The organism is Bradyrhizobium cosmicum, from assembly GCF_007290395.2.
GTDB classification, from domain to species: Bacteria; Pseudomonadota; Alphaproteobacteria; order Rhizobiales; family Xanthobacteraceae; genus Bradyrhizobium; species Bradyrhizobium cosmicum.
This window is the reverse complement of sequence record NZ_CP041656.2, coordinates 6,593,593-6,618,840: the sequence shown is the minus strand read 5'-3', so window position 1 is coordinate 6,618,840 and position 25,248 is coordinate 6,593,593. Positions and strand designations below refer to the sequence as shown.

Below are 25,248 nucleotides of genomic sequence, written 5' to 3'. Positions count from 1 at the left end.
ATGCGGTTTCTGACGACCTTCCAGATTGCTGATTTCGCCGACACGCTGGTCAGCCTGTTCACGGCCTTCGTGCTGGGTACGTTGATCGGCGCCGAGCGGCAGTATCGCCAGCGCACCGCGGGCCTGCGCACCAACGTGCTGGTCGCGGTCGGCGCCGCCGCGTTCGTCGATCTCGCCATGCATCTGACCGGCTCCGACGGTGCGGTCCGGGTGATCTCCTACGTCGTCTCGGGCATCGGCTTCCTTGGTGCCGGCGTCATCATGAAGCAGGGCATGGACGTGCGCGGGCTCAACACCGCGGCGACGCTGTGGGCTTCGGCTGCGGTCGGCTCCTGTGCGGGGGCCGACATGGTCGCGCAGGCCGCGGCCCTCACCGTGTTCGTCATCGCCGGCAACACCATGCTCCGCCCGCTGGTCAATGCCATCAACCGCATCCCGCTGAACGAGAAGACCTCGGAAGCGACCTATTACTTCAAGCTCGCGGTAGCGGTTGACGCCTTGCCCGACATGCGCGACCGGCTCGTCGAGAAGCTCGAGGGTGCGAAATATCAGGTGGCTGACATCGAAGTCGTCGAAATCGGCGACGATATCCTGGAGATCGTTGCCAAGCTGGTCGCGACCGCGGTCGATCCGAACGAGCTGAACGCGGCGGCGACCGATCTGCAGCATTTACCGGGCGTGCGCCACGCCACCTGGGAAGTCAGCACCACCGACTGAGCGCGGCGTTGGCGCGCAAACGGGGAGTTCCCGCTTCGCGGGTGGCGGAACCGCAGCCGCGCGACTTCGTTGATCTCGCGGAAAAGGCGGTGATCGACATGCCCGGCCAGAATGACAAGCGCAGACTGAAATTCGACCTGACAATTGCCTGTTCGCTGCTCGCAGCCGGCGTTGCGGTGTCGGTAATGTCACTCGCCCAGATCCGTGCCGAGAGCCGGATGGAGATGGCGCAGGCAACGCATCCGCTCCAGGGCACTCCGTCTGAGGACCAGAACAAGCCCGCCGAAGCCAAGCCCGGCGGCGACCGGCCCACCACGCCAGCCCCCGAGCCCGCGCGCCCGGATCCGCAGACGCAGGGCGCGGCCACCCAGCCAGCACTGCCGCCGGCTCCGGCGGAGAAGATCGCGCCGCCGATCAAGGAGAAGTAGGAAGCCTCCGCACAAATAGTGTTGTCACCCGCGAAAGCGGGTGATCCAGTCTCCCAGAGACTGTGTGTGGATACGGAGAGGCCGCGGCGTACTGGATGCCTCGCCTTCGCGAGGCATGACAGCGGAGTGTGAGGTGGGGTGCGTCGTACCCCTCACCGCACCAGAACATTCCGGAACTGCCAGGGATCGCTCGTATCGATATCTTCCGGAAACAGTCCCGGACGATCCGTCAGCGGCGTCCAGTCGGTGTAGAAGCCCTTGACCGGACCGAGATAGGGCAGCTGGATTTCCAGCAGCCGGTCGAAATCCATCTCGTCGGCTTCGACGATGCCTTCGTTCGGGTTTTCCAGCGCCCACACCATGCCGCCGAGCACGGCGGAGGTCACCTGCAGGCCGGTGGCGTTCTGATAGGGCGCTAGCTTGCGGGTCTCTTCGATGGAGAGCTGCGAGCCGTACCAGTAGGCATTGTTGTCGTGGCCGAACAGCAGCACGCCGAGCTCGTCGATGCCGTCGACGATCTCGTTCTCGTCGAGGATGTGGTGCTTCTCCTGCATCTTGGCGGCGCGGCCGAACATCTCATGCAGCGACAGCACGGCATCGTCAGCCGGGTGATAGGCATAGTGACAGGTCGGCCGGTAGACAGCGGTGCCCGATGCGTCGCGTACCGTGAAGTAGTCGGCGATCGAGATCGATTCGTTGTGGGTGACGAGGAAGCCGTACTGCGCGCCGCGGGTTGGGCACCATGTGCGCACGCGCGTGTTCGCGCCGGGCTGCATCAGATAGATGGCGGCGCCGCAGCCGGCCTCGTGGGTGCGCGCATTCTCCGGCATCCATTTTTCATGGGTGCCCCAGCCGAGCTCGGACGGCTGCACGCCTTCCGACAGGAAGCCTTCCACCGACCAGGTGTTGACGAAGACGTCAGGCTCTTTCGGCTTCTTGGAGCGCTGCGTGTCGCGTTCGGCGATGTGGATGCCCTTGATGCCCGCCTGCCGCATCAGGTCCGCCCATTCGGCCTTGGTCTTCGGCTTGGGAGCATTGAGCTTCAGATCGGCGGCAACGTTGAGCAGCGCCTGCTTGACGAAGAAGGAGACCATGCCGGGATTGGCGCCGCAGCAGGAGACGGCCGTCGTCGAACCGGCGGGACGCGCCTTCTTGGCGGCCAGCGTCGCTTCGCGAAGCGCGTAGTTGGAACGCGCTTCCGGACCCTTCGACGCATCGAAATAGAAGCCCAGCCAGGGCTCGTTGACGGTGTCGATATAGAGAGCGCCGAGTTCGTTGCAGAGCTCCATGATGTCGGTCGAGCCGGTGTCGACCGAGAGATTGACGCAAAATCCCTGGCCGCCGCCTTCGGTGAGCAGCGGGGTCAGCAATTCGCGATAATTGTCCCTGGTCACGGCCTTCTGGATGAAGCGGACATTGTGCTTCTCGCAATGCGCCTTGCGGCCCTCGTCCTTGGGGTCGATCACGGTGACGCGCGACTTGTCGTAATCGAGATGCCGCTCGATCAGCGGCAATGTGCCTTTGCCGATGGAGCCGAAGCCGACCATGACGATGGGACCAGTGATCTTCGCGTAGATCTGCGAGGGGTGGCTCATGGGATGGTTTCTCCGGAACGTGCTAGCAGACAATGGGTGAGGGGGATCAGGCGCTGCGGCGCTTGTCAGATGCCGCGGCGCTTGGCGGTGACTTCGATCTCGACCTTCATCTCGGGCTTGTACAGCGCCGAGACGACGAGAAGCGTTGCGGCCGGGCGAATCTCGCCGAGGACTTCGCCGCAGACCGCGAAATGGGTGTCTGCATCCTTGGCGTCGGTGAGGTAGTAGGTCACGCGGACGATGTCGGCCATCTCGAATCCGCCCTCCTTCAGGGCCGCTTCGATGGTCTTGAAGCAGTTGCGTGACTGGCTGGTGACATCGGCCGGCATGCTCATGGTCGCGTAGTCGTAGCCGGTGGTTCCTGCGACGAAGGCGAAGTCGCCGTCAATCACGGCGCGGCTGTAGCCGGCGGTCTTCTCGAACGGGGAGCCCGTGGAAATCAGGCGGCGGGACATGGTCATGGGCCTCGACTGAAGGGAATTTCGTGGGGTTTACGAGCAATTTGCGGGCCGGCGCAACCCCAAAGCAGCAGGGCTCGGCGCGGGCGCAACCGGGCGAAGCCGCTCAACGCGGCTTCGCCCGGTGCCATCGTGGCGAAGTCTTAGGCCGCGCGCGCCTGGAGGGGACGAACTACCCTCCGTTTGGGCAGGGCCGCACCGGTCGGCACGATCATCCCCTCGGCGCCATCGAGCGTGCCGGCCTGGAATTCGATGGCCAGCAGGCGGTCGCGCTCGAACGGGCCGGGCAGCATCAATGCACCGGTCTTCTCGGGCGAGAAACCGAAGCGGGCGTAATAGGGGGCATCGCCGAGCAGGATCACGGCTTCATGCCTGCGCGCCCGGGCGGCGGCCAGCGCTTGTTGCATTAGCGCGGCGCCGATCCCGAGCTCGCGGCAGGCAGGGTCTACCGCCAGCGGTCCGAGGACCAGAGCGGGCCTGCCTCCGGCGCTGACGTGCCACAGCCGCACGGTTCCCACGAGTGTCCCCTCGCGCACGGCCGACAGCGCAAGGCCGGCGGCAGGTGCACGTCCGTCGCGCAGGCGCTGGCAGGTTCGGTCATGGCGGTTCTCGCCAAAGCAGGCATCCAGCAGCGCTTCACGGGCGGCGACGTCGGCAGCACGTTCCGCACGGATCGCGAACGGAGCGGCATTCGAGGTGAGGGTAACCTGTGTCTTCCGAAAAGCAGTCATGGCGCGTCAGTCCCCGCTTGAACGGGCGTGCGCGAAGCGCGCCGATCCAAGACGTCGTCAGAATGGCAATGTCAGGGAGGGAGCCGGCAAGCCGGCTCCCGGTTTCGTCAGGCCTCGGAAAAGAGAGGCTGCTTAGATGTGGTACGTCTTCAGCGGCGGGATGCCGTTGAACGCCACCGACGAGTAGGTCGACGTATAGGCGCCGGTGCCTTCGATCAGCAGCTTGTCGCCGATCTCGAGCGTGACGGGGAGCGGATACGGGCTCTTCTCGTACAGCACGTCGGCGCTGTCGCAGGTCGGACCCGCGAGCACGCACGGCGTCATGTCCGCACCGTCATGCGGGGTGCGGATGGCGTAGCGGATCGACTCGTCCATGGTCTCGGCGAGACCGCCGAACTTGCCGATGTCGAGGTAGACCCAGCGCACCTCGTCCTCGTCGCTCTTCTTCGAGATGAGCACGACCTCGGATTCGATGATGCCGGCGTTGCCCACCATGCCGCGGCCGGGCTCGATGATGGTCTCCGGAATCTGGTTGCCAAAGTGCTTGCGCAGCGCGCGGAAGATCGAGCGGCCGTAGGTCACCACCGGCGGCACGTCCTTCAGGTACTTGGTCGGGAAGCCGCCGCCCATGTTGACCATGGTCAGGTTAATGCCGCGCTCGGCGCAGTCGCGGAACACCTGCGAGGCCATCGCCAGCGCACGGTCCCACGCCTTCACCTTGCGCTGCTGCGAGCCGACGTGGAACGAGATGCCGCACGGCTCCAGGCCCAGGCGCTTGGCAGCGTCGAGCACATCGACCGCCATCTCGGGGTCGCAGCCGAACTTGCGCGACAGCGGCCACTCGGCGCCGGCGCAGTCATAGAGAATGCGGCAGAACACCTTGGCGCCGGGAGCCGCACGGGCGATCTTCTCGACCTCGGCGGTGCAATCGACCGCGAACAGGCGAATGCCGAGCGCGAAGGCGCGCGCGATGTCGCGCTCCTTCTTGATCGTGTTGCCGAATGAGATGCGGTCGGGCGTCGCACCCGCGGCCAGCGCCATCTCGATTTCGGCGACCGTCGCGGTGTCGAAGCAGGAGCCCATGGAGGCGAGCAGGGACAGCACTTCCGGCGCCGGGTTCGCCTTGACGGCATAGAACACACGGCTGTCGGGCAGCGCCTTGGCAAAGGTCTGGTAATTGTCGCGCACGACTTCGAGGTCGACCACGAGGCAAGGCTCGGTGTCCTGGCCCTCGCTGCGGCGGTTGCGCAGGAATTCCTGAATACGTTCGGTCATAGCACTCTCCCAAACGGCCCAGCGACGGGGATCCGTTCAAAAAATGTCGTCGGATAAGCGCCCCGGCCAGATCGCGCGATGGAGGCGCGACGAGCCAAAGACTCAAATCAGACTGTGCTGCCGTGGATTGGTTGGGAATTTCCCGCCCGCACACCTGGCAATGAAGGACAAGCCTTTTCAGTAGCCCGCGCCGGCGTTGGACTGCCGGTAGAGACCAAAAAAGCCCGATCCGTCGTTGCTTTAAGTCGCGTCCCCCGTTGAGAGCGGGGTGCGCCGGTTCGCCTCCGGCTGCCAGTCACGGTTGCAAAAAGTGAAGTCACCTTCGACAAGGCATCTCTTTGAGAGAGATGCTGGACGCTCCGGGTTTGCTTTCAGTCTTCAGACTTCTGGGTCTTTCGACTTCCGCACTTCCGAAGAGCCCCTCGGCTTCTTCACCCCTTGGCGGCTGTCCGGCCTCTTGTCCGGATACCTACCGACTGACACACGACCACAGGCACGTGCGAAATTGGGCAAGAGCGCACATAAGGCTTTTGACTCCGCTTCGCAAGAATTTTTTTAGGCTGCGAACGGAATTGCCTAACATCTGCTTGCGCAGTGTTGCGCGAGCGACGCGGAAGATGAACGCGCGTTAAGTTTTCTGTGTCGTGCGCGCGTCTGACGCGCGCGAGGAAGCGTCAGCCGCGCTTCGTGAAAGGCTCGACGCGCTGAGCTGCGCGGACGAAGGCCGTCATCACGAGCACGCCGAGCGCGAACAGCACGGCCTGCAGGATGTGCGTGCCCTGGTCGCCGAGCCCGAACAGGATCGCGAGCGCCCAGCCGCCGGCAAACGCGGCGCCGAACACTTCGGCGCCGATCAGGATGGCGGCGCTGATGACAGTGATGACGCTCGGCCAGACGATCTGACGGGAGGATGAGGAGGGCGCGTTCATGGGCTCAGGGATCCCTAGGCTTCGAGGGCCGCAATCTCCCCGAAAAGGCGGGCGGGAGCAAGGCCAAATGGCCCAAAAAAGCCCCATCGCGTGCTATAGCTGGCCGCAACAAATCAGCTCAAAAACCGGGACTTGCAATGTCAGAACCCCGCCAAACTACGGACTCCGAGACCAATCCGCTGCTGAAGGCCTGGGTGACGCCGTTCGCGACTCCGCCCTTCGACGAGATCGAGCCGGAGCATTTCCTCCCGGCCTTTGAGCAGGCCTTCGCCGATCATTCCGCCGAGATCGCGGCGATCACCAACGATCCCGCCGCGGCCGACTTCGCCAACACCATCACGGCGCTGGAGCGCTCGGGCAAGCTGCTTAACAAGGTCGCGGCCGTCTTCTACGACCTCGTCTCGTCGCATTCCAATCCCGCCATCCTGGAGATCGACAAGGAGGTTTCCTTGCGGATGGCACGGCACTGGAATCCGATCATGATGAACGCCGTGCTGTTTGGCCGCATCGCCCAGCTGCACGAGAACCGTGCCAACCTGGGTCTGGCTCCCGAGCAGCTTCGCCTGCTGGAGCGCACCTACACCCGCTTCCACCGCTCCGGCGCCGGCCTCTCGGAGGAGGCCAAGAAGCGCATGGCGGAAATCAACGAGAAGCTCGCCCAGCTCGGCACCGGCTTCAGCCATCATCTGCTCGGCGATGAGCAGGACTGGTTCATGGAGCTTGGCGAGGCCGACCGTCAGGGTCTGCCGGAGAGCTTCGTCGCCGCTGCCAAGGCTGCGGCGGAAGAGCGCGGCATGGCCGGCAAGGCCATCGTGACGCTGTCGCGCTCCTCGAGCGAGCCGTTCCTGAAGAGCTCGGCGCGGCGTGACCTGCGCGAGAAGGTCTACAAGGCGTTTACGGCGCGCGGCGACAACGGCAATTCCAACGACAACAACACGACCATCGTCGAGATCCTGCAGCTGCGCGAGGAGAGCGCCAAGCTCCTGGGCTACCCCACCTTCGCGGCCTACCGGCTCGAGGATTCCATGGCCAAGACGCCTGATGCGGTGCGCGGCCTGCTCGAGCGGGTCTGGAAGCCGGCGCGGGCGCGGGCGCTCGCCGATCGCGACGAGATGCAGGCGCTGATCACGGCCGAGGGCGGCAACTTCAAGCTCGCGCCCTGGGACTGGCGCTTCTATGCCGAGAAGCTCCGCCTGCAGCGCGCCAATTTCGATGATGCCGCGATCAAGCCCTACCTGTCGCTCGACAACATGATTGCGGCGGCCTTCGATTGCGCCACCCGGCTGTTCGGCATCACCTTCGAGGAACGCAAGGACGTGCCCGTCTGGCACCCGGACGTGCGGGTCTGGGACGTCAAGGGCCCGGACGGCAAGCACAAGGCGCTGTTCTACGGTGACTACTATGCCCGTCCGTCGAAGCGTTCCGGTGCCTGGATGACATCGTTGCGCGACCAGCAGAAGCTCGACGGCGAAATCACGCCGCTCATCATCAACGTCTGCAACTTTGCCAAGGGCGCGGACGGCGAGCTCTCGCTGCTGTCGCCGGACGATGCGCGGACCTTGTTCCACGAATTCGGCCACGGCCTGCACGGCATGCTCTCCAACGTGACCTATCCGTCGCTGTCGGGAACCTCCGTGTTCACCGATTTCGTCGAGCTGCCCTCGCAGCTCTACGAGCACTGGCAGGAGCGACCCGAGGTGCTGCAGCAGTTCGCCCGCCACTACCAGACCGGCGAGCCGCTGCCTGACGATCTGCTGCAGCGGTTCCTCGCGGCGCGCAAATTCAACCAGGGCTTTGCCACCGTCGAGTTCGTCTCCTCCGCGCTGGTTGATCTCGAATTCCACACCCAGCCGGCCTCGGCGGCGGCGGATGTCCGCGCCTTCGAGAAGAAGGAGCTGGAGAAGATCGGCATGCCCGAGGAGATCTCGATGCGGCACCGGCCGACCCAGTTCGGTCACATCTTCTCCGGCGATCATTATGCCGCGGGCTATTACAGCTACATGTGGTCCGAGGTGATGGACGCCGACGCCTTCGGCGCGTTCGAGGAGGCCGGCAACATCTTCGATCCCGCCGTCGCCAAGCGCCTGCACGACGACATCTATTCGAGCGGCGGATCGGTCGATCCGGAGGCCGCCTACGAGGCCTTCCGCGGCCGGCCGCCGGAGCCCGACGCGCTGCTCCGCCGCCGCGGCCTGCTCGACGCCCCGAAGGCGGCCTGATGGGCATGCGCGCCCTGTTCGGACTGCTGCTTGCCGCCGGCCTCACGCTCGCGGCAAGCGTGGCGCACGCGCATCCGCATGTCTGGATCACCGCGACCAGCGAGCTTGTCTATGCGCCCGACGGCAGCATCACCGGGGTGCGCCACGCCTGGACCTTTGACGACATGTTCTCGGCCTATGCGGTGCAGGGGCTCGAGAGCAAGACCAAGGGCGCCTATACGCGCGAGGAGCTGGGGCCGCTGGCGCAGACCAATGTCGAGTCGCTGAAGGAATACGCCTACTTCACCTTTGCGCGAGCCGACGGCAAGAAGGAGCGTTTTAACGAGCCGGTCGACTACTTCCTCGATTACAAGGACACGGTGCTGACCCTGCACTTCACGCTGCCGCTGAAGAACCCGGTCAAGCCCAAGCAACTGGTGCTCGAAGTGTTCGACCGCTCCTATTTCATCGACTTCCAGATGGCCAAGGACAATCCGGTCAAGCTGGTCGGCGCGCCCGCCGGCTGCCAGATGAAGCTCGATCGGCCCAGCGACGGCTCCGCCACCGCCCAGAAGCTCAACGAGCAGACCTTCCTGAACGGCGAGAACTCGAATTTTGGCATGATGTTCGCCAACAAGATCACGGTGGATTGCCCTTGAGGCCGCACCTCTCCCCGCTCGCGCGCGGGCTGCTCGCCTGCGCTGCGGTTGTCGCGGTTGTGGCCGCGGCCGATGCCGCGCTCCATGATCTCCTCGCGCAAAACCCCTTTGGCGCGCCGCGTCCGGTGCAGGCCGCCGAGCCCGAGGCCGGTGGCTTCATCGGCTGGCTGCTCGCAAAACAGTCTGAATTCTATCGCCAGATGTCCGCGACCATCCGCGCCGCGAAGACCGACGGCTCAGCGGTGTGGACGCTGCTGTTCATCTCGTTCGCCTATGGCATCTTCCACGCCGCAGGGCCCGGCCACGGCAAGGCGGTAATTGCCTCCTATCTCGTCGCCAACCGCGAGACCGCGCGGCGCGGCATCGCGCTGTCGTTTGCCTCGGCGCTGATGCAGTCGCTGGTCGCCATCCTCATCGTCGGCATCTCGGCCTGGGTGCTGAACGCGACCGCAAAGACGATGTGCAAGGCGGAAGGCGCCATCGAGATTGCGAGCTATGGCCTGATCGCGCTGTTCGGCCTGCGGCTGGTCTGGGTCAAGGGCCGGACTTTCATCCGCGCGCTCCAGGCCGTGCAGCCGGTGCCGGCGATCGCGGGCGTGCCGCATGACCATCATGATCACGGCCATCACCATCATCACGATGCCCACGATCATCATGATCATGCTCACCATCACCACAGTCACGCCCACGCGCATCACGATGACGCGCACGGCCACCTTCATGACGAGCATTGCGGCCATTCCCACGGTCCCACGCCAAGCGAGCTTGCCGGCCCCGGCGGCTGGCGGCGTGGCTTCGCTGCGATCCTGACCGTCGGCATCCGCCCCTGCTCGGGCGCAATCCTGGTGCTGGTGTTCGCGCTAGCCCAGGGGCTGTTCTGGGCCGGCATCGCCGCGACCTTCCTGATGGGGCTCGGCACCGCGATCACGGTTGCGGCCATCGCGGTCGTCGCCGTCTCCGCCAAGGACATCGCCGCCCGCCTGAGCGCAGGCCGCGACGGCAGCGGCGCGCTGTTCATGCGCGGTATCGAATTCGGCGCTGCCGCCCTCGTGCTGCTGTTCGGTACGGGCCTGCTGTTCGGCTACATCGCGGCCGAGCGGACGACGTGCTTTTGAGCTGCCTTGGGCATTTTTGTCCAAGCCCGCTCATGGTACGCCACGAAGCCAGCATCCGGTTGCGGTGGCGCCGTAGACCGGATTGCCAGCAGCCTCAGGCGCTGAAGTCTGCGTAACTTCCTGAAGACCGGTTCGAGATCGAAGCGCCCGTCATGATCGCCTGGAACGCCGCGTCGAGTTCCGCGCGGCTGTAGCCCTTCGAAGCATCAGGGCGCTGTTTCCATTCGGATTGCGTGATCGCCGTTGGGGACGCCTCGATCGTGCCTCCGACGGCCTTTGCGATATATTCCGCGCGCGCCTGCGCCACGTCGGGACCGCCGTTCGGGTCGGGATCCGGCAGCGAGCCGACCTTTCCGATCGTATCGATGGTCATCTCTGCGGAGCCGCCGTTGTAAACGGTCGCAACGACCTTGCCTCCCACCTTGACGGTCGCATAGGCGTTCTGCGGGGTGTTGTCCGGTTCGCTCGTGTCAAGGGTCTGTTGAGCAGACCGCGCGTCCAGCCAATTCGTCGCTATCTGGTCACGAATCCTGGGATTGTCCTTGAGTGAGACGGCCATCAACCCCGACGTATCAAGTTTCGTCAGCGCCGAAACCGGGATTGCTCCCTTCGCATGCGCCCCTGCCTTACCTTCATCCGTGGTGGCCGTCGCCGCCGCATCGGTCGGCGTGAAAGCGGGCTTCGATTGATACGATTGCGCAGTACGAAAATAGCTTCCGGCGTTGGCCGCATTCCCAATCATAGTCTTCCTTTCATCAGCGCCCAAAGCGGGAGCAATCGCTATGCCAAGGCGGAAGCAATTGATAAGACTGAACGTATTCTTTTCGGGGCGGCCCACGCGTCGGAAGATCTTGCCGACAAGGCAAGATTTTCCGCAGTCAGGACGGTTGATTTGATCTCTCCCTTTGCGCCCAGCGCGGCTGCGGCAAAATAGTCCTAAGTTCTATCCCGGCCAAAAACCGCGCAGCAGCGGCATCAGGAAGATCGCCAGGTTGATCGCGAAACCGATGCTCCAGAGGATGGAGCGCAGCGTCGGGCGGTTGCCGAGATAGGTCAGCACATAGGCGATCCGTACGATCAGAAACAGCACCGCCAGTTCGTCGATCAGCCGCTGCGGCGAATCCCTGAACTCGGCGAGCAGCACGGCGAAGGCAAAGAAGGGGAAGGTCTCGATGCCGTTCTGATGCGCGCCAAGCGCACGCTGCGCGAGGGCGTCTTGGTAGAAGGCAGCGTCACGCGGCCGGGAATTGTCGAATGAGCGAAATCTGATCCATTTGATCGAGGCGATCGTTAGGAGATAGAGCAGCAGCGCCCCGAATACGCACCATTCTGCCAGCGTCATAGTTCCTCCCCCTCGACGCGACCCTAGCGAAACCAGCCCAATCTTGACAAGTTCAGTGCAACGCGCGACGCAACGGACCATGATGACCGCAGCCCCCATCGAGACAGCGCAGCCGCTCCTTCAGTCCAGCCGGGCGCGGGTCGGCGTGCTTCTGGTCAACCTGGGCACGCCCGATACGGCCGACGCGCCCGGCGTGCGGGTCTATTTGAAGGAATTTCTGTCGGATGCCCGCGTCATCGAGGATCAGGGCCTGATCTGGAAAGCGGTGCTGAACGGGATCATCCTGCGCACCCGGCCCCGCGCCAAGGCGCGCGACTATCTGAAGATCTGGAACACCGAGAAGAACGAGTCGCCGCTGAAGACCATCACGCGCTCGCAGAGCGACAAGCTCGCGGCCGCGCTGTCGGATCGCGACCACGTCGTGGTGGACTGGGCGATGCGCTACGGCAATCCCTCGATCAAATCCCGCATCGAGGCGCTGATCGCGAAAGGGTGCGACCGCATCCTCGCCGTCCCGCTCTATCCGCAATATTCCGCCCCGACCTCGGCGACAGTCTGCGACGAAGTGTTCCGCGTGCTGTCGCGCCTGCGCGCGCAGCCGACGCTGCGGGTGACGCCGCCCTATTACGAGGACGAGGCCTATATCGAGGCGCTCGCCACCTCGATCGAGACGCATCTGGCGGGCCTGCCGTTCAAGCCGGAGCTGATCGTCGCCTCCTTCCACGGCATGCCGAAAACCTATGTCGACAAGGGCGATCCCTATCAGGGCCAGTGCGTCGCCACGACGCAGGCGCTGCGCCGCCGGCTCGGCATGGACGAGACCAAGCTGCTGCTGACGTTCCAATCGCGCTTCGGCTTCGACGAGTGGCTGCAGCCCTACACCGACAAGACCATGGAGCGCCTCGCCAAGGAAGGCGTACGAAGCATCGCCGTGGTGACGCCCGGCTTCTCTGCCGACTGCCTGGAGACGCTGGAGGAGATCGCGCAGGAGAACGCCGAGATCTTCAAGCACAATGGTGGCGAACAGTTTTCCGCGATCCCCTGCCTCAACGACAGCGAGCCCGGCATGGACGTCATCCGCACCCTGGTGCTGCGCGAGCTGCAGGGCTGGATTTGAGAGGCGTCCGCGCGGTACGGCTCGAAATCTTAACTTTTGCCGCTAGGTTTGCGTCTGCTCGCTTTCAAGAGCCTTTCGCAAATACATAATCGCGACCGGTCCTTGTCCGCACGTCTTGTGCGGAATCACGCTGATACCGACGTTACCGGCGACCGCTGAACCGGTAAGGTCGCGATCCCGACCAATGACAGCGCGGGAAACGGCTTTTCCTGCCTTGGAGGATATATGAGCGGCTTCGACATTTTCGCGATTGTTCTGGTTTTGCTCGTCATCGTCACCCTGGTCGCCGGCGTGAAGACGGTGCCGCAGGGCTATGACTGGACCATCGAGCGGTTCGGCAAATACACCCAGACCCTGAGCCCCGGGCTCAATCTGATCGTGCCCTATTTCGATCGCGTCGGGCGCAAGATCAACATGATGGAGCAGGTGATCGACATTCCCGAGCAGGAGGTCATCACCAAGGACAACGCCACCGTGACGGTGGACGGCGTCGCCTTCTACCAGGTGTTCGACGCCGCGAAGGCGAGCTATGAGGTCTCCAACCTGACCCAGGCCATCACCGTCCTCACCATGACCAACATCCGCTCGGTGATGGGCGCGATGGATCTCGACCAGGTGCTTTCGCATCGCGACGAGATCAACGAGCGCCTGCTGCGCGTCGTCGATGCCGCGGTGTCGCCCTGGGGCCTCAAGGTCAACCGCATCGAGATCAAGGACATCGTGCCGCCCGCCGACCTCGTCGAGGCCATGGGCCGGCAGATGAAGGCCGAGCGGGTCAAGCGCGCCGACATCCTGGCCGCCGAAGGCCAGCGCCAGTCCGAGATCCTGCGCGCCGAAGGCGCCAAGCAGGGCCAGATCCTCCAGGCCGAAGGCCGCAAGGAAGCCGCGTTCCGTGACGCCGAGGCGCGCGAGCGGTCTGCCGAGGCCGAGGCCAAGGCGACGCAGATGGTCAGTGACGCCATCAGCAAGGGCGACGTCGCGGCGCTGAACTATTTCATCGCCGACAAATATATCAAGGCGTTCGGGCAATTGGCGGACTCGCCGAACCAGAAGATCATCATGCTTCCGATCGAGGCGACCAGCATTCTCGGCTCGCTCGCCGGCATCGGCGAGATCGCCAAGGCGACGTTCGGCGAGAGTGCGGCATCCGCCGCCGCGGCCGCACGCCGCGGTTCGGTGCCGACGACCGGCGCTACGCCGCCGGTGGTGCCGCCACGGCAGGGATAAATCAAGCGCATGCCCCGTCCAGGGGCACGCGCCAATTCTCGGAGGTCGCGTCATGACCGACATGTTCGTATCGCTCGGTACCTGGAACTGGCTGATCTTCGGCTTCATCCTGATGGCGCTGGAGGTGCTGGCACCGGGCATCTTCCTGTTCTGGCTCGGGCTGGCCGCGCTGCTGGTCGGCCTGATCTCGTTCACGGTCGTCATATCCTGGCAGATCCAGCTCGTGATGTTCGCGGTATTCGCTGCCGCCGCGGTACCGGTGTGGCGCCGGCTCGCCCGGCCGAATCTGGATGCAAGCACCAGCCCCTTCCTCAACAAGCGCACTGAAGCGCTGCTTGGTCGCGAGTTCACGCTGGAGAAGCCGATCGTCGACGGCAACGGCACCATGCGCATCGGCGACACGGTGTGGCGTGTCGCCGGTCCCGATACGCCGGCCGGAACGCGGGTTAAGGTGGTGCAGGTGGACGGCGTCAATTTGACGGTGGCTACGGCGTAGTCGCTCTTACCCTCCCCCTCCAGGGAAGCGAGCTCTACCTCCGCCACTTCTCCGCAAACCGGTGCAGCGGCATGACCATCTCGCACAATTCCCGCCCGAGCGGCGTCAGTCCATAGCCGCCGCCGTCACCCAGCTCCACGAACCCCGCCGCGCGCAACTCCGTCAGGCGCGCCTGCAGCACCGTCGGTGAGGCCTCGTCGCAGGCCGTGCGCAGTGCGCGCGAGGTGAGGGGCGCGTCACGCAATTCCCAGAGGATACGCAAGCTCCAGCGCCGGCCCAGCAGGTCGAGCAGCGCCATGATCGGCCGCCCGGTGCGCGAGCCACGGACCTTGCCTGATGCTGGCTGTTTCGTCATCCCGGCCCTCTTGCGCGATGCTACAAATAGTGTAGCACTATGCTACATTAATTGTAGCATATGGAGACGGCGAATGTCCCAGCCTGAGCCGCGCATTGCCCCGCTCACGCCGCCTTATCCCCCGAGGATCCAAGCGCAATTCGACCGCATCATGCGCGGCGCGCCACCGCTGGTGCTGTTCCGGGTGATGGCGGGCCACAGCCGCGCCTGGGACAAGTTTCGCGCCGGCGGCCTGCTCGATCCCGGTCCGCTCTCCCTGCGCCAGCGTGAGATCGTCATCGACCGCACCTGCGCGCTGACCGGATGCGAGTATGAATGGGGCGTGCACGTTGCGATCTTCGCTGGCCCGGCGAAACTCACCGCCGAGGAGATCCGCGCGACCGTCGAGGGCGATGCGGCGTCACCGTGCTGGTCGTTGGCCGAGCAGGCGCTGATCGCAGCCGTGGATGCGCTGCATCACCTTGCAACGCTGAGTGACGCCGAATTCGCCGCGCTCGCGAACCATTACGACGAGGCGCAGATTCTGGAGATCATGCTGCTGTGCGGCTTCTATCGCACGGTGTCGTATCTGGCGAACGGGCTGCGACTGCCGCTGGAGCAGATTGCGGCGCGGTTTCCGGCGTAGCTCTAACCGCCGTCATATGTGAGGAGCGCCTCACCCTCGCTGTCATTCCGGGGCGCGCCGCTTGGCGCGAGCCCGGAATCCATCGAGAGAAGAACTCCGCGGCCCGATGGATCCCGGGTTCATCGCTTTGCGATGCCCCGGGATGACGATCAGGCCACGCCCGCGCGCAGCAGATCGTGCAAGTGCACGATACCGACCACCTTGTCCGCTTCCGTTACGACCAGCGTGGTGATCTTGCGCGTGTTCAGCACCTCGATCATCTCGCTGGCGAGCATCGAGGGCGGCACGGTTTTCGGCTGCTTCGTCATGATGTCGTCGACTGCCACCGTCAGCAAATCGGGCCGCATGTTGCGGCGCAGATCGCCGTCGGTGATGATGCCTGCGATTTTGCCGGCATCATCGACGATGCAGACGCAGCCCAGTCCCTTCGCCGACATCTCCATGATCGCATCCGACATCTCGGCGCCGAGCGGCTTGACCGGAATCTCCGCGCCCGTGCGCATGTAGTCGCGGACGAATTTCAGCATCGCGCCCAGCTTGCCGCCGGGGTGGAAGTGCGCGAACTCCAGCGCGGTGAAGCCGCGGCCTTCGAGCAGCGCGATCGCGATGGCGTCGCCGATGGCGACTTGCATCATGGTCGACGTGGTCGGCGCCAGATTGTGCGGGCAAGCCTCGCGCGCTTTCGGCAGCTCGATCACGAGGTCGGCGGCCTGGCCCAGCGAGGACGTCGCGCTGGACGTCACCGCGATCATGGGGATCGCGAAGCGCGCCGAATAGTTCACGAGCGTCTTCATCTCCGGCTGCTCGCCGGACCAGGACAGCGCCATGATGACGTCGTCGGTGGTGATCATGCCGAGGTCGCCATGGGCGGCCTCCGCGGTGTGGACGAAGAAGGCCGGCGTGCCGGTCGAGGCCAGGGTCGCCGCGATCTTGCGTGCCATGTGGCCGGACTTGCCGAGCCCGGTGACGATGACGCGGCCCTTGGCATTGCGGATCAGATCGACCGCCTTGGCGAAGGTCTCGCCCAGCGGGCCGCGCAGGGCGGCGGCGAGGGCGTTGATGCCGCCGCTCTCCGTCTCAAGCGTGCGGAGCGCGGATTCGACGCTGGCAGGGTTGGAGCCGGATGATTGGGTCATCAGCGGTTTCGATCTCGGCATGTTTTCGTCCAAGGAAGGGTGGGGCGGTGGCCCGTTGGCGCCTGCTTAGCACGCCCGGGCGGGCGAGGCGACGCGACCTCCGGGACCCTCAACCGGTCATTAACCATAATTGTTTTAACTCCATTAACGATGGTCTCCGCCAGCCGGCGGGGACGATCGTGAAAGTATCTGATTTCGTTGGGGTAATTCTATCGTGGGGTCGTCTCCAGGCACCGGCCGGAGCAAACGCGCGCATTTCCTGCGCGCGGCCTTGCCGTGCTTCGTGCTGACCGCCCTCGGAAACGCGCCGGCGGCGGCCCAGAGCCTCACCCCCGACCTCTTCAATCCCACCCGCGGCGGCTTCGCTTCGCCCGACACGCTGCCGACGCGCCGCACCGCAGGCGTCCCGCAGGCGCCGTCGGACACTCTGCCGACGCCGCCCGACCCCAATGCCGATCCGCGCAAGCGCCAGCAGACGCCGGCGAGCTCACGCGTCGGCCAGAGCCCGACCAATCAGGTCCCGACCTATGGCCTGCCTGCCGCCAATGGCGCCAGCAGCTCCGGATACGACTCGCTCAACCGTAAGCGGCAGCAGCCCAAGCTCTATCCCGGCCAGCCGAAGCCGAAGCGCGCCGGTCCCGGCTCGCCTTTGCCGACCACGAAGCCGCAGCCGTCGACGCTCGGCCTGCCGAAGATCGCGCCGCCGCCATCCGCCTCCGCCAACAAGGCGCCGGTGCCGGCCGCGATGGCGGGCACCGTGCCTGGCCAGCCGCTGCGCCGCCGCCTCAAGGCTGACAATGATCCGTTCGGCGCGGTCGGCGATTACGCCGGCAGCTTCCTGATCAAGGGCGGGCTCGAGCTCTCCGCCGGCTATGACACCAATCCGGCGCGCCTCAACAAGCCGGTCGGCTCGCCGGTCTATGTCGTTGCGCCAGACCTCCTCGTCGTGTCCGACTGGGAGCGCCACGCGCTGGTCGCCGATCTGCGCGGCTCGTTCTCGGGCTACACCAACAACATGCCGGCGACGATCGACGGCTCTGCTTCGCCCTCGCCGGTCGAGATCGATCGCCCCGACTTCACCGGCCACATCGACGGCCGCCTCGACGTCGACCGCGATCTCAAGCTGACCTCGCAGCTGCGCCTGCGGCTCGCCACCGATAATCCCGGCAGCCCGAACGTGCAGGCCGGCCTGCAGAAATATCCCATCTACGCCACCTATGGCACCACCGTCGGCTTCGACCAGACCTTCAATCGCTTCCAGGTCGCGGCCGGCGCCACCATCGATCGAACCGCCTACACGGATTCGAAACTCACCGACGGCTCGGTCTTCGACAACCACGACCGCGACTTCAACCAGTATGGCGGCGTCGGGCGCTTCTCCTACGATCTCAAGCCGGGCCTGAAGCCGTTCGTCGAGATCCAGGGCGACACCCGAATCCACGACGAGGCCGCCGACCGCAACGGCTACTTCCGCGATTCGAACGGCGGCTACGCCAAAATCGGTTCGTCCTTTGAGTTCTCGCGCATCCTCATCGGCGAGGTCTCGGTCGGCTATTCCGCGCGCAACTATGTCGATCCGCGCCTCAGCCAGCTGGCGGGCTTCCTCACCTCGGGCTCGCTGATCTGGAACGCGAGCGGCCTCACCACGGTAAAATTCTCAACCGACACGCAGATCGCCGAGACAACGATCCCCGGCTCCTCCGGCGTGCTGGTGCACACCTACGCCGCCGAGGTCGATCACGACTTCCGCCGCTGGCTGACCGCGGTCGGCAAGTTCACCTACGGCACCTACGACTATCAAGGCCAGAACCGCAACGACAAGACCTACTCGCTCGAAGGCAATCTGATCTACAAGATGAACCGCAACATCTGGATCAAGGGCACGCTGCGCCACGATATCCTGGATTCGAACGTCGCGGGATCGAGCTCGCAAGGGACGGTGGTGATGCTGGGGGTGAGGCTGCAGAATTGACGTCTGTTGGCGTGCGTTTGGTGTGAGAGAGGCGCGATGGCGCGGCTCTCTCCGCTCGTCATTCCCGGGCGCGCCGTTTGGCGCGAGCCCGGAATCCATCGGGCCTCAGGGCCGTGGATGAATGGATTCCGGGCTCGCGCTTCGCGCGCCCCGGAATGACAGTGTAACGGCTCACCTACCTTGGCAGATCCGTCTTCCCCATCAGGAACGTATCGATCGACCGGGCGCACAGCCGGCCCTCGCGGATCGCCCACACCACCAGCGACTGGCCGCGGCGCATGTCGCCGGCCGAGAACACGTTCGGACGCGAGGTCTGGTAGTCCAGCGTGGTGGCCTTGACGTTGCCGCGCGGGTCGAGCTCGACCGAGAGCAGCTTCAAGAGGCCCTCGTGCACGGGATGGACGAAGCCCATCGCGAGCAGGACGAGGTCGGCGTCGAGAACGAACTCGGTGCCGGCAATCGGCTTGAACTTGTCGTCGACGCGGACGCAGTGCAGCTTCTTGACCTGACCGTTCTCGCCGGAGAACTTCTGGGTCAGCACGGCGAATTCGCGGACGGCGCCTTCGGCCTGGCTGGAGGAGGTGCGCATCTTCAGCGGCCAGTTCGGCCATGTCAGGCCCTTGTTCTCGTGCTCGGGCGGTGCGGGCATGATCTCGAGCTGGGTCACCGACAGCGCGCCCTGGCGCAGCGAGGTGCCGATGCAATCTGAGCCGGTGTCGCCGCCGCCGATGACGACGACATGCTTGCCGCCAGCCAGAATCTCGGTGACGCCGCCCAGCGGTTCCTCGGAGACGCGGCGGTTCTGCTGCGGCAGGAAGTCCATGGCGTAATGGATCCCGGCGAGGTCGCGGCCGGGGATCGGCAGGTCGCGCGGGGCTTCGGCGCCGCCAGTGAGCGCAACGGCGTCGTACGCGTTGAGCAGCTCGCGCGGATCGACATTGCCTTCAGCGCCGACATGGCTGTTGTAGTGGAAGGTGACGCCTTCGCCTTCCATCTGCGCGATGCGGCGGTCGATGACGCCCTTCTCCATCTTGAAATCAGGGATGCCGTAACGCAGCAGGCCGCCGGCCTTGGCGTACTTCTCGAACACATGCACGTCGTGGCCGGCGCGCGCCAGTTGCTGCGCGCAGGCCATGCCGGCCGGACCCGCGCCGATCACCGCGACCTTCTTGCCGGTCTTGTGGGAGGCAATTTCAGGCTTCAGCCAGCCATTGTCCCAGGCCCTGTCGACGATGGCGCATTCGATGGTCTTGATGGTGACCGGGTTGTCGTCGATGTTGAGTGTGCAGGACGCTTCGCATGGCGCCGGACAGATGCGCCCGGTGAATTCAGGGAAATTGTTGGTCGAGTGCAGGTTGCGCGAGGCTTCTTCCCAGTTGCCCTGATAGACGAGGTCGTTGAAATCGGGGATCTGGTTGTTGACCGGGCAGCCCGGCGTGCCCGGCGAGACCGAGCCGGTGCCGTGGCAATAGGGAATGCCGCAATTCATGCAGCGCGCGGCCTGGTCGCGCGTTTCCTTCTCGGAGAGTGGAACGACGAATTCGTGAAAATGCTTCACGCGCTCGGCGACCGGTGCGTACTTGCGGTCATGCCGTTCGATTTCCAGAAAACCCGTGATCTTGCCCATTAAACCCGAAGTCCCTGCCGCTTGAATTCGTTTTCTCTCTAGCTAGACCCTCATCCTGAGGAGCGCGGAACGCGCGTCTCGAAGGATGAAGGCCCGGCTGGTGGTCTCATGGTTCGAGACGGCGCTTCGCGCCTCCTCACCATGAGGCTCCTTTGTTTACGCCCCGATCGCGATTTTCGGCTCGGCGTCCGCGTTGGCGGCCAGTTCGCGCAGCGCGCGCCGGTACTCGACCGGCATCACCTTGCGGAATTTGGGCAGCCAATCCTTCCAGTTCGCAAGGATGTCGGCGGCGCGCTTGGAGCCGGTCGCTTTCGCGTGGCGCGTGATCAGGATGTGCAAGCGCTCGACGTCGGAGGCGAGCAGATCCTTGAACACGTCGACCCGCCCATGGGCCTCGAGATCGCCGCTGGCGTGATAGCTGTCGGCGTTGATCATCTCTTCCGACAGCACCGGCTCGAGTTCGACCATCGCCATGTTGCACAGCTTGTCGAAATCGCCGGCCTCGTCCAGCACATAGGCGATGCCGCCGGACATGCCGGCCGCGAAGTTGCGCCCGGTCTTGCCGAGCACGACCACGATGCCGCCGGTCATGTATTCACAGCAATGATCGCCCGCGCCCTCGACCACGGCGACCGCGCCGGAGTTGCGCACGGCGAAGCGTTCGCCGGCGATGCCGCGGAAGTAGCACTCGCCCTGGATGGCGCCGTACATCACGGTGTTGCCGACGATGATGCTCTCTTCCGGCACGATGGCGGAGTTCTTCGGTGGCTTGACGATGATCTTGCCGCCCGACAGTCCCTTGCCGACATAGTCGTTGGCTTCACCTTCCAGCTCGAAGGTGACGCCTTGCGCCAGCCACGCACCGAAGGCCTGGCCTGCGGTGCCCTTGAGGCTGACCTGGATGGTGTCGTGCGGCAGGCCGGCATGGCCGTAGATCTTGGCGACCGCGCCCGACAGCATCGCGCCGGCGGAACGGTTGGTGCTGTTAATGGCGGCGTCGATCTTCACCGGTGCGCCGCGATCGAGCGCGGGCTGCGCCTTCTCGATCAGCGTACGGTCGAGCACGGCTTCCAGATGATGGTTCTGGCGCTCGGAGTGATAGATCTTCTGGCCCTTCTCTTCCTTCTGCTTGACGAACAGCTTGGAGAAATCGAGGCCCTTGGCCTTCCAGTGCGCGACCAGCTTGGTCTGGTCGAGCAGCTGAACCTGGCCGACCATCTCGTTGAAGGTGCGGAAGCCGAGCGAGGCCATGATCTCGCGGACTTCCTCGGCGACGAAGAAGAAGTAGTTGATCACGTGCTCGGGCTGGCCGGTGAAGCGCTTGCGCAGGATCGGGTCCTGCGTCGCGACCCCGACCGGGCAGGTGTTGAGATGGCACTTGCGCATCATGATGCAGCCGGCCGCGATCAGCGGCGCGGTGGCGAAGCCGAACTCGTCGGCTCCGAGCAGCGCGCCGATCACGACGTCACGGCCGGTACGGAAGCCGCCGTCGACCTGGACCACGATGCGGCTGCGCAGCCGCTCGCGCACCAGCGTCTGATGGGTTTCGGCGAGGCCGATTTCCCAGGGCGAGCCGGCATGCTTGATCGAGGTCAGCGGCGAAGCGCCGGTGCCGCCCTCGAAGCCTGCGATGGTGACATGGTCGGCGCGCGCCTTGGCGACACCCGCGGCGACCGTGCCGACGCCGATCTCGGAGACCAGCTTGACCGAGACGTCGCCGGTCGGGTTGACGTTCTTGAGGTCGTAGATCAGCTGCGCCAGATCCTCGATCGAGTAGATGTCGTGGTGCGGCGGCGGCGAGATCAGGCCGACGCCGGGCGTCGAGTGGCGAACCTTGGCGATTGTCGCGTCGACCTTGTGGCCGGGCAGCTGGCCGCCTTCGCCGGGCTTGGCACCCTGCGCCATCTTGATCTGCATCATGTCGGAGTTGACGAGATACTCCGTGGTGACGCCGAAGCGGCCCGAGGCGACCTGCTTGATCGCCGAGCGCATGCTGTCGCCGTTCGGCAGCGGCTTGAAGCGGTCGGCTTCCTCGCCGCCTTCGCCGGTATTCGACTTGCCGCCGATCCGGTTCATGGCGATCGCGAGCGTGGTGTGCGCCTCGCGCGAGATCGAGCCGAAGCTCATCGCGCCGGTGGCGAAACGCTTGACGATGTCCTTGGCCGACTCGACCTGGTCGAGCGGCACCGGCTTGCGCTTGTCCTCCTCGGCGTTCTTGATCCGGAACAGGCCGCGCAGCGTCAGCAGGCGCTCCGACTGCTCGTTCAGGATCTTTGCGAAGGCGCGATAGCGGTCCAGCGAATTTCCGCGCGCGGCGTGCTGAAGCAGGCCGACCGATTCCGCGGTCCACGCATGGTCCTCGCCGCGGCTGCGATAGGCATATTCGCCGCCGACGTCGAGCGAGGTCTTGTAGACCAGCGCCTCGCCGAACGCGTCGGCATGGCGGCGGACGGCTTCTTCCGCGATCTCGGCGAGGCCCACGCCCTCGACACGGGTATGCGTGCCGGCGAAGAACTTGCCGACGAAGTCCGCCTTCAGCCCGACCGCGTCGAAGATCTGCGCGCCGCAATAGGACTGGTAGGTCGAGATGCCCATCTTGGACATCACCTTCAAAAGGCCCTTGCCGATCGACTTGATGTAGCGCTTGACGATCTCATAGTCGTCGAGCGAGCCGGGCAGGCGGTCCTTCATCGCGATGATGGTCTCGAACGCCAGGTAAGGATTGATCGCTTCGGCACCGTAGCCGGCGAGGCACGCGAAGTGATGCACTTCGCGCGGCTCGCCGGATTCGACCACGAGGCCGACCGACGTGCGCAGGCCGGTGCGGATCAGGTGATGATGCACGGCGGCGCAGGCCAGCAGCGAGGGGATCGGCACGCGGTCGCTGCCGACCATGCGGTCGGACAGGATGATGATGTTGACGCCTTCGCGCACCGCGCTTTCCGCGCGCGCGCAGAGTTCGTCGAGCACCTGGTCCATCCCGGCCGCGCCGAGGCCGGCGTGGAAGGTGGTGTCGAGCGTGCGCGACTTGAAGTGCGATTCAGCCACTTCCGAGATCGAGCGGATCTTTTCAAGATCGGCGTCGGTCAGGATCGGCTGGCGCGCTTCGAGACGCTTGGTGGTGGCGAGGCCCTGCAGGTCGAACAGGTTCGGCCGAGGTCCGATGATCGAGACCAGGCTCATCACCAGCTCCTCGCGGATCGGGTCGATCGGCGGGTTGGTGACCTGCGCGAAGTTCTGCTTGAAATAGGTGAACAGCGGCTTGGCCTTGTCCGACAGCGCCGAGATCGGCGTGTCGTTGCCCATGGAGCCCGCTGCTTCCTCACCGATGGAGGCCATCGGCGTCATCAGGATCGTGATGTCTTCCTGGCTGTAGCCGAACGCCTGCTGGCGATCGAGCAGCGACAGGTTGGAGCGCACGCCGGTGGTCGGCACCTTCGGCAGCTCCTCCAGCACGATCTGGGTCCGCTCCAGCCATTCCTTGTAGGGATGGCTCCTGGCGAGATCGGCCTTGATCTCGTCGTCGGGGATCAGGCGGCCCTGCTCGAGGTCGACCAGCAGCATCTTGCCGGGCTGGAGTCGCCACTTGGTGATGATCTGGTCCTCGGGGATGGTCAGCACGCCCATCTCGGACGCCATGACGATGCGGTCGTCCTTGGTCACGAGGTAACGCGCCGGCCGCAATCCGTTGCGGTCGAGCGTGGCGCCGATCTTGCGGCCGTCGGTGAAGGCGATCGCGGCGGGGCCGTCCCACGGCTCCATCAGCGCGGCGTGATATTCGTAGAAGGCGCGGCGCGTCTCATCCATCAGGGGATTGCCGGCCCACGCCTCCGGAATCATCATCATGACCGCGTGCGGCAGCGAGTAGCCGCCCTGCACCAGGAATTCGAGGGCGTTGTCGAAGCAGGCGGTGTCCGACTGGCCTTCGTAGGAGATCGGCCAGAGCCGGTTGATGTCCTTGCCGTAGAGCTCGGAGCTCACCGAGGCCTGGCGCGCCGCCATCCAGTTGGTGTTGCCGCGCAGCGTGTTGATCTCGCCGTTATGCGCGATCATGCGGTAGGGATGCGCCAGCGACCATGCCGGGAAGGTGTTGGTCGAGAAGCGCTGATGCACCAGCGCCAGCGCGCTCTCGAAGTCCTTCTCGTGCAGGTCGGGATAGTACTTGCCGAGCTGGTCGGCGAGGAACATGCCCTTGTAGATCACGGTGCGGCAGGACATCGAGCAGGGGTAATAGCCCGCAAGGCCGCGGTCGCGGCGCTGATAGATCGCCTGCGAGATCGACTTGCGCAGGATGTAGAGCCGGCGCTCGAAATCGTCCTCGGTCTTGGCGGTGCCGTTGCGGCCGATGAACACCTGCATGCAGGCGGGCTCGGTCGGCTTCACGGTGACGCCGAGCGAGGAATTGTCGGTCGGCACGTCGCGCCAGCCGAGCAGGGTCAGGCCCTCTTCCTTGATCTGGTCGGCGATGATGCTCTTGATGACGTTGCGCCAGGCGGTGTCGCGCGGCAGGAACAGCGCGCCGATGGCGTATTCGCCGGGCTGAGGCAGCGTGAAGCCGAGCTCGCCAGCCTTGCGGCTGAAGAAGGCGTGCGGGATCTGCACCAGAATGCCGGCGCCGTCGCCGGCGCGCGGGTCGGCGCCGACAGCGCCGCGATGCTCGAGATTGCAGAGGATGTTGAGCGCGTCCGAGACGATCTCGTGGGACTTCTTGCCCTTGATGTTGGCGATGAAGCCGACGCCGCAGGAATCCTTCTCCAGGCTCGGATCGTAGAGGCCTACGGCCGGCGGACGCGAATTGTGTTCCTGAATCGGATCGGTCGTTTTCGAGGCGACCGTCGCCGACAGCTCTTCTGCCACGATGTTTGCGCGCTCGAATTGCGACCCGTTCATGTCCTCGTCCTCTCCATGCGGCAAGCTGCCTCACCGCTCTCTTCGGCGCACCTTGGGCGTTCCGCGGCACCCGCTTCTGGGTCACCGCTCGTCCGCTGCGAGCCGCATGTTCTTAGAGTCAGGCTAGGCGTTCTTCGTCCCCGAGAACGGCTTTGCCTGGTGCCTTCCTGGTGCTCGAGAGCACCGACTTTCGTTGCAATCCCTATGCCGGAACCGCAAGCAAAATTGAGACAGTCTTCCTGTCCTAACCATCACCTTGCCAAATTTTTGTCTATCACACAAGCGCGCGGAAGTCCCGATTCCCGATCTGTCAATCAATCGCTTTCCGAAAGTTGCGCGGCCCCGGTTTTGAAGCA

Annotated in this window: 21 protein-coding genes; 10 read left to right on the top strand and 11 right to left on the bottom strand. The window is 64.9% G+C overall.

Annotation, left to right across the window (positions count from 1 at the left end):
- Window positions 1–717, top strand: a complete 717-nt coding sequence (locus FNV92_RS31505) for an MgtC/SapB family protein (RefSeq protein ID WP_015688779.1) — start codon at window positions 1–3, stop codon at window positions 715–717.
- Window positions 718–815: 98 nt separating this feature from the next.
- Window positions 816–1,145, top strand: a complete 330-nt coding sequence (locus tag FNV92_RS31500; protein ID WP_168213789.1) for a hypothetical protein — start codon at window positions 816–818, stop codon at window positions 1,143–1,145.
- Between the two features lie 152 nt (window positions 1,146–1,297).
- Here the strand turns inward: FNV92_RS31500 and FNV92_RS31495 are convergent, their stop codons facing one another.
- The 5 genes from FNV92_RS31495 to FNV92_RS31475 all read right to left on the bottom strand — a co-directional run bounded on the left by FNV92_RS31495 (window position 1,298) and on the right by FNV92_RS31475 (window position 6,133).
- Complete coding sequence (locus FNV92_RS31495; protein ID WP_015688777.1) at window positions 1,298–2,740, bottom strand: homospermidine synthase; 1,443 nt, start codon at window positions 2,738–2,740, stop codon at window positions 1,298–1,300.
- Window positions 2,741–2,805: 65 nt separating this feature from the next.
- Complete coding sequence (locus FNV92_RS31490) at window positions 2,806–3,195, bottom strand: RidA family protein (RefSeq protein WP_143846161.1); 390 nt, start codon at window positions 3,193–3,195, stop codon at window positions 2,806–2,808.
- A 146-nt stretch (window positions 3,196–3,341) separates the two neighbouring features.
- Entirely contained in the window at window positions 3,342–3,929 is a 588-nt protein-coding gene (locus FNV92_RS31485; RefSeq protein WP_143843171.1) for a GNAT family N-acetyltransferase, read from the bottom strand.
- A 132-nt stretch (window positions 3,930–4,061) separates the two neighbouring features.
- Window positions 4,062–5,204 carry a type III PLP-dependent enzyme gene (locus tag FNV92_RS31480; protein ID WP_015688774.1) on the bottom strand — a complete coding sequence of 381 codons (1,143 nt, stop codon included), beginning with the start codon at window positions 5,202–5,204 and terminating at the stop codon, window positions 4,062–4,064.
- Window positions 5,205–5,878: 674 nt separating this feature from the next.
- On the bottom strand, window positions 5,879–6,133 hold the full coding sequence (locus FNV92_RS31475) for a hypothetical protein (RefSeq protein ID WP_143843172.1): 255 nt from the start codon (window positions 6,131–6,133) through the stop codon (window positions 5,879–5,881).
- Between the two features lie 137 nt (window positions 6,134–6,270).
- Between FNV92_RS31475 and FNV92_RS31470 the strand changes: the two genes are divergently transcribed.
- Genes FNV92_RS31470 through FNV92_RS31460 form a run of 3 tightly spaced genes read left to right on the top strand, consistent with a single transcriptional unit; the run spans window position 6,271 to window position 10,105 of the window.
- Window positions 6,271–8,352: a M3 family metallopeptidase gene (locus tag FNV92_RS31470; RefSeq protein ID WP_143843173.1), complete on the top strand. Its 2,082-nt coding sequence runs from the start codon at window positions 6,271–6,273 to the stop codon at window positions 8,350–8,352.
- Window positions 8,352–8,990 (top strand): DUF1007 family protein, encoded by a 639-nt coding sequence (locus FNV92_RS31465; RefSeq protein ID WP_143843174.1) that lies wholly within the window; start codon window positions 8,352–8,354, stop codon window positions 8,988–8,990. The genes FNV92_RS31470 and FNV92_RS31465 overlap by 1 nt, the downstream gene beginning before the upstream one ends.
- Window positions 8,981–10,105 carry a nickel/cobalt transporter gene (locus FNV92_RS31460; protein ID WP_143843175.1) on the top strand — a complete coding sequence of 375 codons (1,125 nt, stop codon included), beginning with the start codon at window positions 8,981–8,983 and terminating at the stop codon, window positions 10,103–10,105. The genes FNV92_RS31465 and FNV92_RS31460 overlap by 10 nt, the downstream gene beginning before the upstream one ends.
- A 94-nt stretch (window positions 10,106–10,199) precedes the next feature.
- On the opposite strand, the gene FNV92_RS31455 is transcribed toward FNV92_RS31460, so the two are convergent.
- Both FNV92_RS31455 and FNV92_RS31450 read right to left on the bottom strand, forming a co-directional pair.
- A complete protein-coding gene (locus tag FNV92_RS31455; protein ID WP_143843176.1) occupies window positions 10,200–10,943 on the bottom strand; it encodes a hypothetical protein in 744 nt (247 codons plus the stop codon).
- A gap of 105 nt (window positions 10,944–11,048) precedes the next feature.
- Window positions 11,049–11,447 carry an MAPEG family protein gene (locus FNV92_RS31450; protein ID WP_015688768.1) on the bottom strand — a complete coding sequence of 133 codons (399 nt, stop codon included), beginning with the start codon at window positions 11,445–11,447 and terminating at the stop codon, window positions 11,049–11,051.
- Window positions 11,448–11,526: 79 nt separating this feature from the next.
- On the opposite strand from FNV92_RS31450, the gene hemH reads away from it, so the two are divergent.
- The 3 genes from hemH (at window position 11,527) to FNV92_RS31435 (ending at window position 14,287) form a co-directional block, all read left to right on the top strand.
- The gene (gene hemH / locus FNV92_RS31445) at window positions 11,527–12,564 is read left to right on the top strand and encodes a ferrochelatase (RefSeq protein WP_143843177.1); all 1,038 of its coding nucleotides are present in this window, start codon (window positions 11,527–11,529) and stop codon (window positions 12,562–12,564) included.
- 225 nt (window positions 12,565–12,789) lie between these two features.
- Complete coding sequence (locus FNV92_RS31440; protein WP_015688766.1) at window positions 12,790–13,791, top strand: SPFH domain-containing protein; 1,002 nt, start codon at window positions 12,790–12,792, stop codon at window positions 13,789–13,791.
- A 52-nt stretch (window positions 13,792–13,843) separates the two neighbouring features.
- Window positions 13,844–14,287, top strand: a complete 444-nt coding sequence (locus FNV92_RS31435; protein ID WP_143843178.1) for an NfeD family protein — start codon at window positions 13,844–13,846, stop codon at window positions 14,285–14,287.
- A 34-nt stretch (window positions 14,288–14,321) separates the two neighbouring features.
- Here FNV92_RS31435 and FNV92_RS31430 read toward each other — a convergent pair whose 3' ends face one another.
- On the bottom strand, window positions 14,322–14,642 hold the full coding sequence (locus tag FNV92_RS31430; protein ID WP_143843179.1) for a winged helix-turn-helix transcriptional regulator: 321 nt from the start codon (window positions 14,640–14,642) through the stop codon (window positions 14,322–14,324).
- 73 nt (window positions 14,643–14,715) lie between these two features.
- Here FNV92_RS31430 and FNV92_RS31425 point away from each other — a divergent pair, with 73 nt between their 5' ends.
- Window positions 14,716–15,267 carry a carboxymuconolactone decarboxylase family protein gene (locus FNV92_RS31425; protein ID WP_143843180.1) on the top strand — a complete coding sequence of 184 codons (552 nt, stop codon included), beginning with the start codon at window positions 14,716–14,718 and terminating at the stop codon, window positions 15,265–15,267.
- Between the two features lie 149 nt (window positions 15,268–15,416).
- Here the strand turns inward: FNV92_RS31425 and FNV92_RS31420 are convergent, their stop codons facing one another.
- Window positions 15,417–16,424 carry a KpsF/GutQ family sugar-phosphate isomerase gene (locus FNV92_RS31420; RefSeq protein ID WP_168213465.1) on the bottom strand — a complete coding sequence of 336 codons (1,008 nt, stop codon included), beginning with the start codon at window positions 16,422–16,424 and terminating at the stop codon, window positions 15,417–15,419.
- A 193-nt stretch (window positions 16,425–16,617) separates the two neighbouring features.
- Here FNV92_RS31420 and FNV92_RS31415 point away from each other — a divergent pair, with 193 nt between their 5' ends.
- Window positions 16,618–18,375 carry an outer membrane beta-barrel protein gene (locus tag FNV92_RS31415; RefSeq protein WP_143843182.1) on the top strand — a complete coding sequence of 586 codons (1,758 nt, stop codon included), beginning with the start codon at window positions 16,618–16,620 and terminating at the stop codon, window positions 18,373–18,375.
- 175 nt (window positions 18,376–18,550) lie between these two features.
- On the opposite strand, the gene FNV92_RS31410 is transcribed toward FNV92_RS31415, so the two are convergent.
- Together FNV92_RS31410 and gltB are read right to left on the bottom strand one after the other, a co-directional pair.
- The gene (locus tag FNV92_RS31410) at window positions 18,551–20,002 is read right to left on the bottom strand and encodes a glutamate synthase subunit beta (protein ID WP_143843183.1); all 1,452 of its coding nucleotides are present in this window, start codon (window positions 20,000–20,002) and stop codon (window positions 18,551–18,553) included.
- A 156-nt stretch (window positions 20,003–20,158) separates the two neighbouring features.
- Window positions 20,159–24,892 carry a glutamate synthase large subunit gene (gltB, locus tag FNV92_RS31405; RefSeq protein WP_143843184.1) on the bottom strand — a complete coding sequence of 1,578 codons (4,734 nt, stop codon included), beginning with the start codon at window positions 24,890–24,892 and terminating at the stop codon, window positions 20,159–20,161.
- Window positions 24,893–25,248 lie beyond the last annotated feature (356 nt).